The organism is Nitratireductor thuwali (assembly GCF_036621415.1).
Classification (GTDB): Bacteria; Pseudomonadota; Alphaproteobacteria; order Rhizobiales; family Rhizobiaceae; genus Chelativorans; species Chelativorans thuwali.
In genome coordinates, this window is sequence record NZ_CP030941.1 from 2,540,762 (window position 1) to 2,556,421 (window position 15,660).

The window sequence follows — 15,660 nt, forward strand, 5'->3', positions numbered from 1 at the left end:
CCGGTCGCCGCTTCCACCGATTGCCCTTGCTAGAGGGCATGGGCTGGAAATACACTGCCGTGAAAGTTGCGGTACGACGGCCTGCGCACCCTTGGCAAAGATAGGATGTAGCGCGGCCCAGAAAATTGACGTAAACGTGAACGTTAGACTGCCAGGCATTCAGGGAGGAAGATTTGGCGAACTCAAGCGGCACGGCTGAAAAAGGCGCAAAGCGCAACACTAGGGCGAGCGGCGCCTCCAAGACGGGCACCACCCGCGCCGGCGCGGCGGAAACCAAGCCAAAGGCAGCGGCGAAGTCCGCCAAACCAGCTGGTAGCAAGACCACGGCGAAGCCTGCGGCAAGCAAGACGACGGCCAAGCCCGCTGCGGGCAAAGCGGCTGCGGGCAAAGCGGCGGCGAAGCCGGCCGCCAGCAAGCCGGCGGCGAAATCTGCCGCTACTGGGAGCAAGACAACAGCGGCCGCCGCCAAGCCGGCGGCGAAATCTGCGGCAGGCAAGACAGCGGCAAAGCCGGCTGCCGGCAAAGCCGCCGGCAAGGCGGGCTCTGGCGCCGCGGCGAAAAAGCCGGCCACCGCCAAGCGCGCTGCGGCGGGCAAGGCTGGCGCTGCCGAAAAGCGTATCTGGCTGAAGAGCTATCCTTCCGTGGTTCCCGCCGAAATCGGCCCCTTCGAGCACAAGTCGCTCGGCTCGATGATGGTGGAATCGTGCCGCAAATATGCAGACCGCCCGGCCTTCACCTGCATGGGCAAAACGCTCAGCTTTTCCGAGCTGGAGAAGGCTTCCATAGATTTCGGCGCCTATCTCCAGTCGCTGGGCCTGAAGAAGGGCGCCCGCGTTGCGATCATGATGCCCAATGTCCTGCAATACCCGGTGGTCATGATGGCCATCCTGCGGGCCGGCTACGTGGTGGTGAACGTGAATCCGCTTTATACGCCGCGCGAGCTGGAGCACCAGCTCAAGGATTCCGGCGCCGAAGCCATCATCATCCTGGAGAATTTCGCCAAGACGCTGCAGACGGCCATCGATAAGACACCCGTCAAACATGTCGTCGTGGCCACGATGGGCGACATGATGGGGCTCAAGGGCCATATCGTGAATTTCGTCGTGCGCAGGGTGAAGAAGCTTGTGCCTGCCTGGTCGCTGCCTGATCACGTGCCGTTCAAGACGGCGATGAAGAAGGGCGCCGCCGCCACCTTCAAGCCGGCCGACAACGAGCTCGATGACGTTGCCTTCCTCCAGTATACCGGCGGGACGACCGGCGTATCGAAAGGCGCGACGCTGCTGCACCGCAACGTCATGGCCAATGTCATGCAGAACGAATTGTGGTTGGAGACCGCCTATATCAAGAAGCCGCGCCCGGAACGCTCCATCTATATCTGCGCCCTGCCGCTCTATCACATCTACGCGCTGACGGTGAACGCGCTGATGGGCGTCAAGCTCGGCGCGCAGAATGTGCTGATACCGAACCCGCGCGACATACCGGGCTTCGTGAAGGAGTTGAAGAATTACGAATTCAATGTCTTCCCGGGCTTGAACACGCTCTTCAACGCGCTGCTCAACAACGAGGATTTCCAGAAGCTCGATTTCAGCAAACTGAAGCTGACCTTCGGCGGCGGCATGGCCGTGCAGCGCGCGGTGGCCGAGCGCTGGAAGAAGCTGACCGGCTGCATGATCGCCGAGGGCTACGGGCTGTCGGAGACGTCGCCGGTGGCGACGGCCAACCGCTTCGACAATGAGGAATTCACCGGCACCATCGGCCTGCCTCTTCCTTCCACCGACATCGCGATCCGCGACGAGAACGGCAAGGATGTGAAGCAGGGGGAGGTCGGTGAAATCTGCATTCGCGGTCCGCAGGTCATGGCCGGCTACTGGAACTTGCCCAAGGAAACCGAAAAGGCCATGTCCAAGGATGGCTTCTTCAGATCCGGCGACATGGGCGTGATGGACGAGAACGGCTATGTGAAGATCGTTGACCGCAAGAAGGACATGATCCTGGTTTCCGGCTTCAACGTCTATCCGACCGAGATCGAGGACGTCATCTCCCAGCATCCGGGGGTCCTCGAAGTGGCTGCGGTCGGCGTGCCCGACGAACATTCGGGGGAAGTGCCGAAAGTCTTCGTCGTGCGCAAGGACGACAAGCTGAGCGAGAAGGAAGTCATCGACTTCTGCCGCGACAAGCTCACCGGCTATAAGCGGCCAAAGCATGTCGAGTTCCGCGACGAGCTGCCGAAGTCGAATGTGGGAAAGATTTTGCGGCGTGAGCTGCGGTGAGCTGTCGGTTCGTCGATGACGAGAGGGGCGGTTCCGCCGCCGCCTCTCGTTCTATTTGCGTTCGGTGGCCGCTCTGGCCCCGACTTGGACTCACTTCGATCTAGACGACCATCACCGGACACTCAGCGAGGCTCGTCACCTTGTGGGAGACGCTGCCGAGCAGGTATCCTTCCAGGTCGCCAAGACCGCGGCTGCCCAGCACGATCAGGTCGATCTCCCGTTCCTTTGAGAACTTGACGATCGTGCGCGCCGGTTGCCCGGACTTGACGAAGGCGCGGGGAGCCTCCGCGCCATGTTCCAGCGCGAACTTCTTGGCCTCGTCCGCGACCTCCTTGGCATGACCCCGCAACACATTGTCGAGGTTCTCCGGCTCAGTGGGCCGCACCATCGACATAGAGGCTTCAAGCAGGCTGTGATGCCGGAAGACGGTGAGCAGCATCAGCTCCGCCTTCGTCATCTTGTGCAGGTCGATGGCCATCTTGAGCGCCTTCAGCGCGCCCTCGGAGCCATCGACAGGTACGAGTATGCGTTTGAACATGAATGCGCCTCTATCTAAACGCCAGATCTCGCAGGAACAGGGCGATCTGCGGGAAGAAGATGAGCGCGGCCGAAACGCCCAGCAGGATGACGATGAAAGGCGGCGTGCCGCGCACCACCTCAATGTACGGCCGCTTGAACACGGCAATGGCCGTGAATATGTCGCAGCCAAAGGGCGGCGTGGCCGAGCCGATCGCGACCTGCAGGGTGATGATGGTGCCCACAAGCACTGGATCGAGCCCGACATTTTCGACCACCGGTGCGAATATCGGCACGAGTATGAGGATCACCACGATCGGATCTACGAACATGCAGCCGATGAAGAAGGCAATCGAGATCACCACCAGGACTCCGATCTGGCCCATCTGGTCGATGCCGATGCCGGAGAGAATCTGGTGCGGAATCTGGGCGAAGGAAATAACCCACGAGAACGCCGCGCCAGCGGCGATCAGGATGAATACGACGGCGGTGATCAGTCCGGTGGATTTGGCGGTGTTGTAAAGGCCGCGCAGGTCGAGCTCGCGGAAGACCACCATCTCGAGGAAGACGGCATAGAGCACGCACGCCGCTGCCGCTTCCGTGGGGCTGAAAATGCCGCCATAGATGCCGCCGATGATAATGACGGGAAAGCCGAGCGGCCAGAGCGCCTTGCGCATTGCCGTCAGCCTCTGGCCCCACGGGACCTTCTCTTCGGTCGGCACCTTGTTGCGCACGGCATAGATCCAGGAATAGATCGAGAAGAGCAGCAGGATCAGAAGGCCTGGGCCAACGCCGGCGATGAAGAGTTCCGAGATCGAGGTATTGGACACCACACCATAGATGATCATGCCGATGGACGGCGGGATCAGGAAGGCGATGTCGGAAGAGTTGACGATCAGCGCGAGAACGAAGCTGTCATTGTAGCCGGCCTTGAGCATGCGCGGGCGCAAAGGCGAGCCGACGGCCACGACCGTTGCCTGGGTCGACCCGGATACCGCGCCGAACATCGTGCAGGCGGCGGCGGTGGAGATGGCCAGGCCGCCCCGCAAATGCCCGACAAAGGACATGACCATGTCGATGAGGCGGCCGGCCGACTGGCCGCGTGTCATGATGTCGGCGGCGAATATGAACATGGGCACGGCGATCAGCGAGGCGGGGCGTATGCCGGCCATCATTTGCTGCACCATGGTCTCAAGTTGGCCGAGACCGCCGAAGAGGGTGTAGAAGCCGATGAAGGCGCCGATGATGAGCGGGATCATCATCGGGAACCCGAACAGCAGCAGCACGATCATCGTGGAGAAAATTGCAACGGCCATGGTGCGCCCTCAGACCTCGATCTCGTCGTCGTCATACCCCTCGAGCACGTTGGTCGAGAGATAGATGTCCTTTTCCAGCATGTTCTTGATGGCGGTCAGGATGTATTGGAGGCCGGTCATGAAGAAGCCGACTGGAGCCCACACATAGATCAGCCAGACCGGGATCTGCAGGGAGGGCAGAACGCGCCCGCGACCGTAGAGCGTCATGATATACTGCGTCGAATACCAGGCGAGGCCCAGCATGAAGACCGCGGTAACGAGCGTAATCCCGATCATCAGCGGCTTACGGGCGCTGCTTGGCATGGCATCATAGATGGCCGACATGCGGATATGGCGCCCGTGGCGCGCCGCATAGCTGATGCCGGCGAAGGTTATCAGAATGACGAGAACGCGGTTGAGCTCTTCGGAGAAGAATATGCTACTCTGGAACACGAAACGACCGATGACGTTGGAAATCGTGTTGATAGCCATGAGAAGCACGCCGGTCGCCAAAAGAATGGATTCGAGCCTGCTGATGCCCATATCGATGGAGCCAAGGATCCCGGGCAGTTCCGACCGGTAATCATCGGTCTGGATGTCGTCGACGGAGGTCGTATCGGTCTGTGACTGCGGTTGAGACTCGTGATGCTGTTTCGGCAACGGCGTTATCCCGCAAATGATTGAAGTGAATGAGGCGGGCGCAATGCGCCCGCCTCATGGTCTTAGTTGGTGACCTGGTTCAGGTCTTCCTTCATCTGGTCGAGAATCTCCTTGCCGCTCTCGCCGGTCATCTCGATAAAGGCTTCCTCAACGGTAGCTGCAGCATCCTTGAACGGCTGGCGCTCCTCCTCGGAGAGGATGTTGATGGTCATCTCCGGCTTGGCTTCCTTGATCTTCTCGATCGACTCCTCGTGAAGACCCTGCTGGTACTCGAGAATATGTTCGAAAGCGACGTCGATGGCGCTCTCGATCATCAACTGGTCCTCGTCCGGCAGACCGTCGAAGAAGTCCTTGTTGGCCATTACCGCCGTGGTGAAGTTGTTGTGGCCGGCACAGGTGATGTAATCCGTCACCTCGTACATCTTGGTCGACTCGATGAAGAACATCGGGTTTTCCTGCCCCTGGATGATGTTCGTCTGCAGGCCGCCATAGACCTCACCCCACGGAAGCGGGGTCGGTGTCGCGCCGAATGCCTGGTAGCTTTCCACCAGCAGCGGATTGGTCATCACGCGGAACTTCACCTCGTTGAGGTCTTCCGGAGACGTCACCGGCTCCTTCGTCGTCATGCAGACTTCGCCTTCCGGGAACATCGTCAGAAGCTCGAGCCCCTGATCGGCGTAGAGTTCCGGAAACATCTCGTTGACGGCAACCGAAGTGCGGAAGAATTCAAACAGATCCTCTTCGTCCTGTGGCAGCAGATAGGGCACGAAGAAAACCTGAGCTTCGGGGATCAGCGAGCCGGTGAAGCCGGGGGATTGGTCCACGAACTGCAGGATTCCCGATTGTGCCTGCTCCATGATGTCGGCGGATTCGCCGAGCGTGCCGTAAGGGAAAAGCTGGACCGTGTGATCCGAGTTCGCCTCGACTTCCTCCTTGAACTTCTGGGCGAACACGCCCTGCACTTCGTCGAGCGCTTCTTCGAAGGCATAGCGCCAGGTTTCCGCGGAAGCACTCGTCATGCTCGCGGCCAAAACCGCAGCACCGGCGATGCCTGTCAGCAAATAGGATTTGAGTGAAGTCATTCTGCTCTCCTCTGTTGGTTGTACGTCGCGTTGTTGCTTTATCCGATGACATAGGGCGAAACGGCCCCGGCACCAGCCAGGGCAAGCGCATTCGCAAATGCGGACGGAAAGCGCCGTCCGCTGCACCGGCTAACTGGCGGGGAGCCAGCCCGGGACTGTCGCATAGCCCGGTGTTCGCACCGACATACGGCTGCGCTCCCGTCCAGAATTGCGGCGGCGCGGACCATAGGCAGTGCGTGTCTCATCGACAGGAACGGGATTCGCCACCACCCGCCATACGGGTGCGGAAGCCATCTTGCGCGGCGCCCGCGCAATCGCTTTCCTGATACGAATTCCCGGTGCGGCCAAGCGCCCCTCCTGGTCCCTGCCGTCCAAATTTCCCCGCTAAACGTGAAACACTGCTTCCCTTGTGTCAAATCGATTATGTACAGGTAGGCGCGACTTCAGGCGCCGCCATCGCGTCAAACGATGAACGAATACGCGCAAAAGCCGGGAGAATCGCACCTCCCGGCGCCTTTTCCCGGCCTTTGAAAATGCGGCAGAATATCAGGCGCGCGCCGTCGCCTGGCGCTCCAGAACCGTCTTGAGGTTGAACGCCGCTTCCATCAGTTCCCGGGTGTAGGCGCTGCCGGGACTGTCGAACACCGCATCGGTGGGGCCCTCCTCCACCACCTGACCGGTCTTCATCACGATGGTATAGTCGGCCAGCGCCTTCACCACCGCCAGGTCGTGACTGATGAAGATGAAGGAAAGGCCGTGACGCTCCTGGATGTCGCGCAACAGCGTGATGATCTGCTTCTGGACCGATCTGTCGAGCGCCGAGGTCGGTTCGTCGAGGACGATGACCGTCGGCTTGAGGATGACGGCGCGGGCAATGGCTATGCGCTGGCGCTGCCCGCCGGAAAACTCGTGCGGAAAGCGGTTGCGCGTCGCCGGATCGAGGCCCACTTCCTCCAGCGATCTGACCGCCGCCTTCTCGCGCTCCTTCTGGCTCATCCAGGGCTCGTGGACGAGCAGTCCCTCGGTGATGATCTCGCCCACCGTCATACGCGGGCTCAAGCTGCCATAGGGGTCCTGGAACACCATCTGTAGATTGCGGCGATAAGGGCGCATTGCCGCCCGGTCGAAGCCGTGGATCGGCGTTCCCTGATAGACGACGCGGCCTTCCGAAGGCAGCAATTGCAGTATGGCCCGCCCCAGCGTCGACTTGCCTGAGCCCGATTCGCCCACGATGCCTATCGTCTGGCCCTTGCGCAGCGTCAGGCTGACTTCCTGCACGGCCTTCAGCTCAAAGCCGCTCGAGAAGAACCCGCCTTTTTGCCCGAAGGTGACGGAAAGCTTCATGGCGTCGAGCAGGATGGGCGCGCCGTCCGGCACCGGCGGCTTGTGCCCCTCCGGCTCGGCCGCCAGCAGCATCTTCGTGTAGTCCTCTGCCGGCCGCTGGAAAATGTCCTCGGTGGCGCCCTCCTCGACCACCAGGCCCTGCCGCATGACATAGACACGGTCCGCGAATGCCTCGACGATGGTCAGATCGTGGGTGATGAACAGGATGGCCATGCCCAGCTTCTGCTGGAGTTCGGCCAAAAGCCCGAGAATCTCGGCCTGGATCGTGACGTCGAGCGCCGTTGTCGGCTCGTCGGCGATCAGGAGATCGGGATCGTTGGCGAGCGCCATGGCGATCATCACGCGCTGCCTCTGTCCGCCCGAAAGCTCATGCGGATAGGATTTCAGGCGCCGTTCGGGGTCGGGTATATGCACCAGCTTCAAAAGTTCCAGCGCCCGCTTGCGCGCCTCGCCGGCCGACATGCCGCCATGGACGCGCAGCGGCTCGGAGATCTGCCGCTCGATCGTGTAGAGCGGGTCGAGCGAGGTCATCGGCTCCTGAAAGATCATGGTGATCTTCGCGCCGCGAATGCGGTTCAGCTTCCGCCGCGGCAGTCCGATCAGTTCCTGTCCGCGATAGGTGACGGAGCCGGTCGCACGGCCGTTGGAGGCGAGGAGGCCCATGGCGGCCATCATGACCTGGCTCTTGCCCGAGCCGGATTCGCCCACCACGGCCACGGTCTCGCCAGCGCTGACCTGCATGTCGATCCCGCGGACCGCTTCAACCACGCCGTCGGGCGTGTCGAAGGAGACGCGGATGCCGCGGATGTCGAAGATCGTCTCGGCTTTGTCGTTCTTCATCTCAGCGGTCCTTCGGGTCGAGAGCGTCGCGCAGTCCATCCCCCAGGAAATTGAGCGCGAACAGGAGGGCCGTCAGGGCCAGTGACGGGTAGAGCAGCATGTAGGGGGCGCCGCGCATGTTCTTGGCGCCTTCCGAGATCAGCACGCCAAGACTGGTCAAGGGTTCCTGAACGCCCAGCCCCAGGAAGGACAGGAAGCTCTCCAGCAGGATTACCTTGGGGATGAGCAGCGTCATGTAGACTATGACGGGCCCCAGCGTGTTGGGGATGATGTGGCGGCGCAGGATGCCTGCCGAACTGACGCCCAGCGCCTCGGCCGCCTGCACGAATTCGCGCCGGCGCAGCGAGATCGTCTGCCCCCGCACGATGCGCGCCATGTCCAGCCACTCCACCGCGCCCACGGCGATGAACATGAGGACGACGTTGCGGCCGAAGAACACCACCAGAAGGATCGCGAAGAATGTGAAGGGCAGCGAGTAGAGGATGTCGACCACCCGCATCATGAGGCTGTCGACGCGCCCGCCCAGGAAGCCGGCGGTCGCGCCGTAGAGGACGCCGATGAGGAGGGCGACCCCGGTGGCGAGCGTCCCGATCATCAGCGATATGCGGATCGAGATCAGGATGCGCGAGAAAAGGTCCCGCCCATTGGCGTCGGTGCCGAAGATGAAGCGGTGGCGCTCCACATGGGCTTCGATCGAGACTGCCCTGCCGTCGGCGCTCTCGCCGACGATGCGCGCATTCGAGAACAGATCGGAGCGGTCGAGATAGCGCGTGACGCGCGGATCGATTTCTCTGTCGGACGATGCCTCGACGCGCAGCGTGGCACCGTCAAGCTCGATGGCGTCGACATCCAGCCGAGCCCGCTTCATCAGCGCTTCGGCCGCGGGCACGATTTCATCGACGCGTGGATAAGCCTCCAGGCTCGCCGGCACCTTCACGAAATTGGGATAGACCTTGGAATAGTCGTGCGGCGAGAGTGCGGGACCGAAAATGCCTGCGAAGGCAAAGACGATCAAAAGGACGAGGCTGGCCATGGCCGCCTTGTTCCGGCGCAGCCTGATGAGCGCGGTGGCCCAGAGCGAGCGGCCTGCCGATGCCGTGTCGGCGGCGGCTTCGGGTGTATTGGTCGCAATATCAGTCATAGCGCACTCTCGGGTCCAGCACCGCATAGAGAAGATCAACGATCAGATTGAAGACCACCACGAACACCGCGATGATGATGACCGTGCCCATGACCAAGGTGTAGTCGCGGTTGAGCGCACCCTGCACGAAGTAGCGGCCGATGCCGGGCAGGCCGAAGATCGTCTCCACCACGACCGAGCCTGTCAGCAGCGCCGCCGCTGCCGGTCCGAGATAGGAGACGACGGGAAGGCAGGCAGCGCGCAGCGCGTGAACGACGACGATCATGCGCGAAGGCAGGCCATAGGCCCGTGCCGTGCGCACATGGTCGGAGCGCAGCGCCTCGATCATCGAGCCGCGTATGAGGCGGGCGACGATCGCGATCTGCGGCAGCGCCAGAGTGAGCACCGGCAGGACCATGTTGGCAGGGCTGCCATTGTCCCAGCCGCCGGCGGGCAGCATGGAAAGCCACACGCCGAAGATCAGCGACAGAAGCGGCGCGACCACGAAATTGGGAACGGTGATGCCGAAGGTGGCCACCGCGATGACGCCGTAGTCGATCCACGAGTTTTGCCGCAGCGCGGCGATGCAGCCCAGCAGCGAGCCGAACAAGAGCGCGACCAGCAGCGCCGTTCCGCCAAGCTGTATCGAAATGGGCAAACCGCTGCCCAGAAGCTCCTGGACCGAAAAATCGCGGTAGATGAAGCTCGGGCCGAGATCCCCGCGCAGGAGATTGCCGAGATAGCGCAGATATTGCTCCCAGAGAGGCTTGTCGAGGTGGAACACCTTGTTGATGTTCTCCAGGACCTTGGCTTCCAGCGCCCGCTCGCGGTCGAAGGGGCCGCCCGGCGCGACGCGCATCAGGAAGAACGATGCGGTGACGACGAAAAACAAGGTGGGAATCGCGCCCAGGAGGCGACGCAACACATAGCCGAACATTGGCATGCTCTCATATTCGCAAGGGGCCCGGAGCCTGGCCTGGAGCAACTCGGGGAAAGCGCGGATCGGGCTTCGTCCGTGATCGCGCTGTACCCAGAAGACGGCTAGCCTGCCAAGGGGCGGCCTACTGGCACAGGCACCGCTTCCCGCCTTGCAAGGCGGGAAGCGGCACTCCGGGCAATCGCCTGCCTACTCGGATATGCTCATGAAGCGGGTGGGGTGCACGTTCTGGATATTGTCTTTCCAGCCCTGCAGTTTGTCGGACACGAGCGAGAGCGACGAGTAGAAGAGCAGCGGAATGAACGGCGTATCCCGTAGGAACATCCTCTCCGCCTCGGCCAGAATTTCAGCCCGCTTCTCGAGATCGGTTTCGGCCGCGGCCTTGTCCATCAGCGCATCATATTCGGGATTCTTGTACTTGGCGTAGTTGAAGCCCGTGTTGTCGCTTTCGACGAGGAAGAGGAAGTTCTGCGGGTCGGAATAGTCCCCGATCCAGCCGGCGCGGGCGACCTGATAGTCGTCGCTGTCGCGCAGATGGGCATAGTGGGCGGAGCCGTCGCGCACGTTGAAGGTGACGTTGACGCCGAGCGGACTCCACATGTCGGCGATCGCCGTTGCCGTATTCTTGTGGTTTTCCGACGAGTTGTAGGAAAGCTCCAGCTCGAGCGGCTTATCGGGGCCGTAGCCGGCCTCCGTCATCAGCTCGATCGCCTTGTCCTCGCGGTCGATCAGCGATTCCTCCGCCCACTCATATTGCGGCGGATTGTCGATATAGTTGCCGATGCCGGGCGGCACCTGCGAATAGGCGGGCAGCATGGCTCCCGACCAGATCTCCTCGCCGATGAACTCGCGGTCGATGACCATGGACAGAGCCTGACGCACGCGCGCATCGCTCAACGCTTCGTTCTGCGTGTTGAGGGCATAGTAGTAGGTGCCGAGATAAGGCGGCGTGCGCACCTGGTCGCCGAGACGGTCCCTGATGGATTTGAGCTGCTCGGCCGGCAGATCGGAGCAGCTGTGCACTTCACCCGCTTCGAACCGGCGCACGCAGGAGGCGCGGTCCTCGAAGGGGATCCATTCGATGCGATCGATGCTGACCGTGTCGGCCTCGCGGAAATTCTCGTTCTTCTCCATCACGATCTTATCGTTGGGGGTGATGGATACGAGCGTATAGGCGCCGTTGGTGACGATGTTTTCCGGCTTCACGAAGTCGGAGCCATGCTCCTCGACGGCCGCCTTGTTGAGCGGCAGCCCGGTCTGGTGGGTGAGAAGCTCCAGGAAATAGGGCGTGGGCTGTTCGAGCGTAATCTCCAGCGTCCTGTCGTCGATGGCCTTGACGCCGAGTTCGCCGGGCTCGAGCTCACCCTTGTTGATCTTCTCTGCATTCTTGATGGGATAAAGAATGGTCGCGTATTTCGCACCGGTCTCCGGTTTCTGTATGCGCTGGAAAGAGAAGACGAAATCTTCCGCCGTCACCGGATCGCCATTCGACCAGGTCGCATCGGCGCGCAGCTTGAAGGTGTAGACGGTGCCGTCGTCGGAGACCTCCCAGCTTTCCGCAACACCTGGAATGACATTGGCCTCGGGATCGTAGATCACCAGTCCCTCATAAAGGTCGCGCAGGAGGTTCGCTTCCGAGACCGTCGACGTCTTGTGTTGGTCCAGCGTCTCGGGATCGCTGTCATTGCCGCGCACATAGGTCACGGCCGACGCCGCGCTCACGCTGGCTATAAAGGCTGCGCCTGCAAGCAACCCTCGCATCATCGTCTTGTTCATCATGCTCGTCACTCCCATCATCCGCTTTTGCGGCTTGTCGTTGATTGGCCCGGAAAGGCGCCTTCCCTGCTGCGCTTATGTCAAGCAACGCAAACGCCCGCCATGCGCGCATGGCGTGCAGCGGCCTGTATGAGCTTTGCGGGGGAGGGGCCAGATCTTGCGCTGTTCGGTGCCGGTGAGGCCGGCCATTGAGCCGAAGGACGAACGAGATGCAAACAGCACTTCCTTGCCTCCCAGCCGGTGTGGAACCGGTCAGACTTCCAGCACGGCGACCGGCTGGCCACCGTGAACAAACGCGTACCCGAGCCGGGTCGAGGCCTGATTAGGCATGGAAATGACGTAAGCGTCAAACGGATTCAGCAGGCTCTCTAAAACAGCAAGAAGAGGTCATCCGGCGCCCTTGGAATGCAATATTGTTGCAGCCGCACCCCTCGATCAGGCGCAAAACCTTCCGCGGCCTGTGCACAAGCATGAAGTGCATCCAGCATGTCCCGGTCCCTCGGACGGGCGCCCGGGCCGGCATCTGCATGCTCGTGCGAACCTGTGTGAGAAAATGGTGCCGCTTGTCAGACTCGAACTGACGACCCCATCATTACGAATGATGTGCTCTACCAACTGAGCTAAAGCGGCGTGCGCGGGGAGCCGGCGGACCGGCATCGATTGCGTGCGCGCCTGATACAGGCATCGCGCCGCAAGATCAAGGCCGAACATCCCGCGCTCCATCCAAATCCTGCGCCGCAGCAAAGTTCGGCGAAATGACAATGGACTCTATGTCTTCCTGCGTTAATCTGTCGGCAAGCCGTCTCGCCGGGCGGGGCGCATCTTTGTCTAGGCACACCCTTTGGAGGAGGACCCATGGCAGATTTAACGATGACGGTGAACGGCCGCAGGATATCCGGCACGGTGGAAGACAGGACCCTGCTGGTTCACTTCCTGCGCGAGAACCAGGGCCTGACCGGCACCCATGTGGGGTGCGATACTTCCCAATGCGGCGCCTGCGTCGTGCACGTCGACGGCAAGGCGGTGAAATCCTGCACCATGCTTGCCGCGCAGGCATCCGGTTCGGAAGTCCTTACGATCGAGGGGCTTTCCGACGGTGCGGAGCTGCATCCGGTCCAGGCGGCGTTCAAGGAGCACCACGGCCTCCAATGCGGCTTCTGCACGCCAGGCATGATCATGGCCGCCACCGATATGATCCGGCGCCATCCCGAAGGCCTCGACGAGAAGACGGTGCGAGCGGAGCTCGAAGGCAACATCTGCCGCTGCACGGGCTACCACAACATCGTCAAAGCCATTCTTGCCGCATCGGAAGCGATGGCGGGCAGGGCGAAGGCTGCTTAGGGGAGTGAGGCAACAGGGCAATAAGGCGTTGGGAAGGAAGACATCGGGCGAAGGAAAAGGAACTGCTTTTTCATTCCCCCCTGTTGCCCCACTGCCCTATTGCCCTGAAATTCGGGAGGAATTTCATCATGGGTATCGAAGGCATCGGCGCGCGGGTGGCGCGCAAGGAAGACAAGCGTTTCATCACGGGTCTCGGCCGATATGTGGACGACATGGTCGTGCCGGGCATGAAACATGCCGCATTCGTCCGCAGTCCCCACGCCCACGCAAGGATCAGGTCCATCAATGTCGATGCGGCGGGCGGCATGCCGGGCGTGATCGGGGTGTTGACCGGTAAAGAGCTGCAGGGCGACGGCATCGGCAACCTCATCTGCGGCTGGATGGTCCATTCCAAGGACGGCAGCCCCATGAAGATGGGCGCCTGGTCGGCGCTGGCCACCGAGAAGGTGCGCTATGTCGGCGATGCCGTCGCAATCGTCGTGGCCGACACCAGGGGCCAGGCGCGCGACGCGGCCGAGGCGGTCGAGATAGACTACGAGGAACTTCCAGCCGTTACCGATGCCGTGAAGGCATTGGAAAAGGGCGCCCCTCAACTTCATCCGGAAGCCGAAGGCAACCTGATCTACGACTGGGAAATCGGCGATGGCGCGGCGACCGACAGCGCGCTTGCCGGCGCCGCCCATGTCACCCGCATGAAGATCGTCAACAACCGCCTCGTGCCCAACGCCATGGAGCCGCGCGCCGCCCTTGGCCATTACGACAAGGCGGAAGATCACTACACCTGCTGGACGACCAGCCAAAACCCGCATGTCGCCCGACTGGTGATGAGCGCGTTCTACAACGTGGCGCCCGAGAACAAGCTGCGGGTGATTGCGCCGGATGTCGGCGGCGGCTTCGGCTCAAAGATATTCATCTACCCCGAGGAGATCGTCTGCCTGTGGGCTTCCAAACGCACCGGCGTGCCGGTCAAATGGGTGGCCGACCGCACCGAGAGCTTCCTCACCGATGCGCATGGCCGCGACCATGTGACGGAAGTCCAGATGGCTTTCGACGCTGACAACAGGATCACCGGCCTGAAGGTCGACACGATCGCCAATTTTGGCGCCTACATGTCGCTCTTCTCCTCGTCGGTGCCGACCTATCTCTATGCCACGCTGCTGTCGGGCCAGTACGACATTCCGGCGATCCACGCCAATGTGCGCGCGGTCTACACCAACACGGCGCCTGTCGATGCCTATCGCGGCGCAGGACGGCCCGAGGCCACCTATGTGGTCGAGCGCGTGGTGGAAACGGCGGCGCGGGAGCTTGGCGTCTCGCCGGCCGAATTGCGCCGCAAGAATTTCATTCGGGAGTTTCCCCATCAGACGCCGGTGATCATGAACTACGACGCCGGCGACTACGACGCTTCCCTCGACGCGGCCATGCGCGAGGCCGACTATGACGGCTTCCCCGCCCGCCGGGCGGAGGCCGAGAAGCGGGGCAGGAAGCGCGGCATCGGCATGAGCTGCTATATCGAGGCCTGCGGCATCGCGCCGTCCGCCGCCGTCGGTTCCCTGGGCGCGGGCGTCGGCCTTTGGGAATCGGCCGAAGTGCGGGTGAATGCGGCCGGCACCATCGAGGTGCTTACGGGGTCGCACAGCCACGGTCAGGGCCACGAAACGACGTTCTCGCAGCTCGTGGCGGAACGTTTCGGCGTTCCCATCGAGCAGGTCTCCATCGTCCATGGCGATACCGACAAGGTGCAGATGGGCATGGGCACCTATGGCTCGCGCTCGGGCGCGGTCGGCATGTCGGCCATAGTCAAGGCGCTGGACAAGGTAGAGGCCAAGGCCAAGAAGATCGCCGCGCATCTGCTGGAAGCCGACGAGAGCGACATCGTGATCGAAAACGGTGAGGCCAAGGTGGCCGGCACCGACAGGACGGTGCCCTGGTTCCAGGTGGCGCTCGCTGCCTATACCGCGCACAATTTGCCGGAGGGCATGGAGCCGGGGCTGAAGGAAGGCGCGTTCTACGACCCGACCAACTTCACCTTCCCCGCGGGCTGCTATATCTGCGAGGTCGAGGTCGATCCGGAAACCGGCCATACCGACATCGTGCAATTCGTGGCGGCGGACGATTTCGGCAACGTCATCAATCCGATGATCGTCGAGGGGCAGGTGCATGGCGGGCTGGCGCAGGGCATCGGACAGGCGCTGCTGGAGGGCTGCCACTATGACCCGGCCACCGGCCAGCTCATCACGGCGTCCTATATGGATTACACCATGCCGCGCGCGGACGACCTGCCGTCCTTCCGCGTATCGACAACCAACACCCCGTGCCCCGGCAATCCGCTCGGGATCAAGGGTTGCGGCGAGGCCGGCGCGATCGGTTCGCCGCCAGCGCTTATCAACGCGATCACCGACGCTATTGGAAACAATGACCTGACCATGCCCGCCACGCCCCAGAAGGTGTGGGCGGCGATGCAGTGAGGAGACCATAA

At 62.0% G+C, this 15,660-nt stretch carries 11 protein-coding genes and 1 tRNA gene; 3 read left to right on the forward strand and 9 right to left on the reverse strand.

Annotated elements, in window-relative coordinates:
- Positions 1-173: 173 nt before the first annotated feature.
- On the forward strand, positions 174-2,270 hold the full coding sequence (locus NTH_RS12395) for a long-chain-fatty-acid--CoA ligase (RefSeq protein WP_338530301.1): 2,097 nt from the start codon (positions 174-176) through the stop codon (positions 2,268-2,270).
- A gap of 100 nt (positions 2,271-2,370) precedes the next feature.
- Here NTH_RS12395 and NTH_RS12400 read toward each other — a convergent pair whose 3' ends face one another.
- The 9 genes from NTH_RS12400 to NTH_RS12440 all read right to left on the reverse strand — a co-directional run bounded on the left by NTH_RS12400 (position 2,371) and on the right by NTH_RS12440 (position 12,470).
- Entirely contained in the window at positions 2,371-2,808 is a 438-nt protein-coding gene (locus NTH_RS12400; protein ID WP_338530302.1) for a universal stress protein, read from the reverse strand.
- Positions 2,809-2,818: 10 nt separating this feature from the next.
- Positions 2,819-4,102 (reverse strand): TRAP transporter large permease, encoded by a 1,284-nt coding sequence (locus tag NTH_RS12405; protein ID WP_338530303.1) that lies wholly within the window; start codon positions 4,100-4,102, stop codon positions 2,819-2,821.
- A gap of 9 nt (positions 4,103-4,111) precedes the next feature.
- Positions 4,112-4,741, reverse strand: coding sequence for a TRAP transporter small permease (locus NTH_RS12410; RefSeq protein ID WP_338530304.1), 630 nt, complete (start codon positions 4,739-4,741; stop codon positions 4,112-4,114).
- A 62-nt stretch (positions 4,742-4,803) separates the two neighbouring features.
- Positions 4,804-5,823 (reverse strand): TRAP transporter substrate-binding protein DctP, encoded by a 1,020-nt coding sequence (gene dctP / locus NTH_RS12415; protein ID WP_338530305.1) that lies wholly within the window; start codon positions 5,821-5,823, stop codon positions 4,804-4,806.
- 546 nt (positions 5,824-6,369) lie between these two features.
- Complete coding sequence (locus tag NTH_RS12420; protein WP_338530306.1) at positions 6,370-8,007, reverse strand: ABC transporter ATP-binding protein; 1,638 nt, start codon at positions 8,005-8,007, stop codon at positions 6,370-6,372.
- 1 nt (position 8,008) lies between these two features.
- Positions 8,009-9,148, reverse strand: coding sequence for an ABC transporter permease (locus NTH_RS12425; protein ID WP_338530307.1), 1,140 nt, complete (start codon positions 9,146-9,148; stop codon positions 8,009-8,011).
- Positions 9,141-10,064 (reverse strand): oligopeptide ABC transporter permease OppB, encoded by a 924-nt coding sequence (gene oppB / locus NTH_RS12430; protein ID WP_338530308.1) that lies wholly within the window; start codon positions 10,062-10,064, stop codon positions 9,141-9,143. Before oppB ends, NTH_RS12425 begins: the two co-directional genes overlap by 8 nt.
- A gap of 189 nt (positions 10,065-10,253) precedes the next feature.
- Positions 10,254-11,840 (reverse strand): peptide ABC transporter substrate-binding protein, encoded by a 1,587-nt coding sequence (locus tag NTH_RS12435; protein WP_338531895.1) that lies wholly within the window; start codon positions 11,838-11,840, stop codon positions 10,254-10,256.
- Positions 11,841-12,394: 554 nt separating this feature from the next.
- Positions 12,395-12,470 (reverse strand) — tRNA-Thr (locus NTH_RS12440).
- A 225-nt stretch (positions 12,471-12,695) separates the two neighbouring features.
- Here NTH_RS12440 and NTH_RS12445 point away from each other — a divergent pair.
- Both NTH_RS12445 and NTH_RS12450 read left to right on the forward strand, forming a co-directional pair.
- On the forward strand, positions 12,696-13,181 hold the full coding sequence (locus NTH_RS12445) for a (2Fe-2S)-binding protein (RefSeq protein WP_338530309.1): 486 nt from the start codon (positions 12,696-12,698) through the stop codon (positions 13,179-13,181).
- 128 nt (positions 13,182-13,309) lie between these two features.
- Entirely contained in the window at positions 13,310-15,649 is a 2,340-nt protein-coding gene (locus tag NTH_RS12450) for a xanthine dehydrogenase family protein molybdopterin-binding subunit (protein ID WP_338530310.1), read from the forward strand.
- Positions 15,650-15,660: the final 11 nt, after the last annotated feature.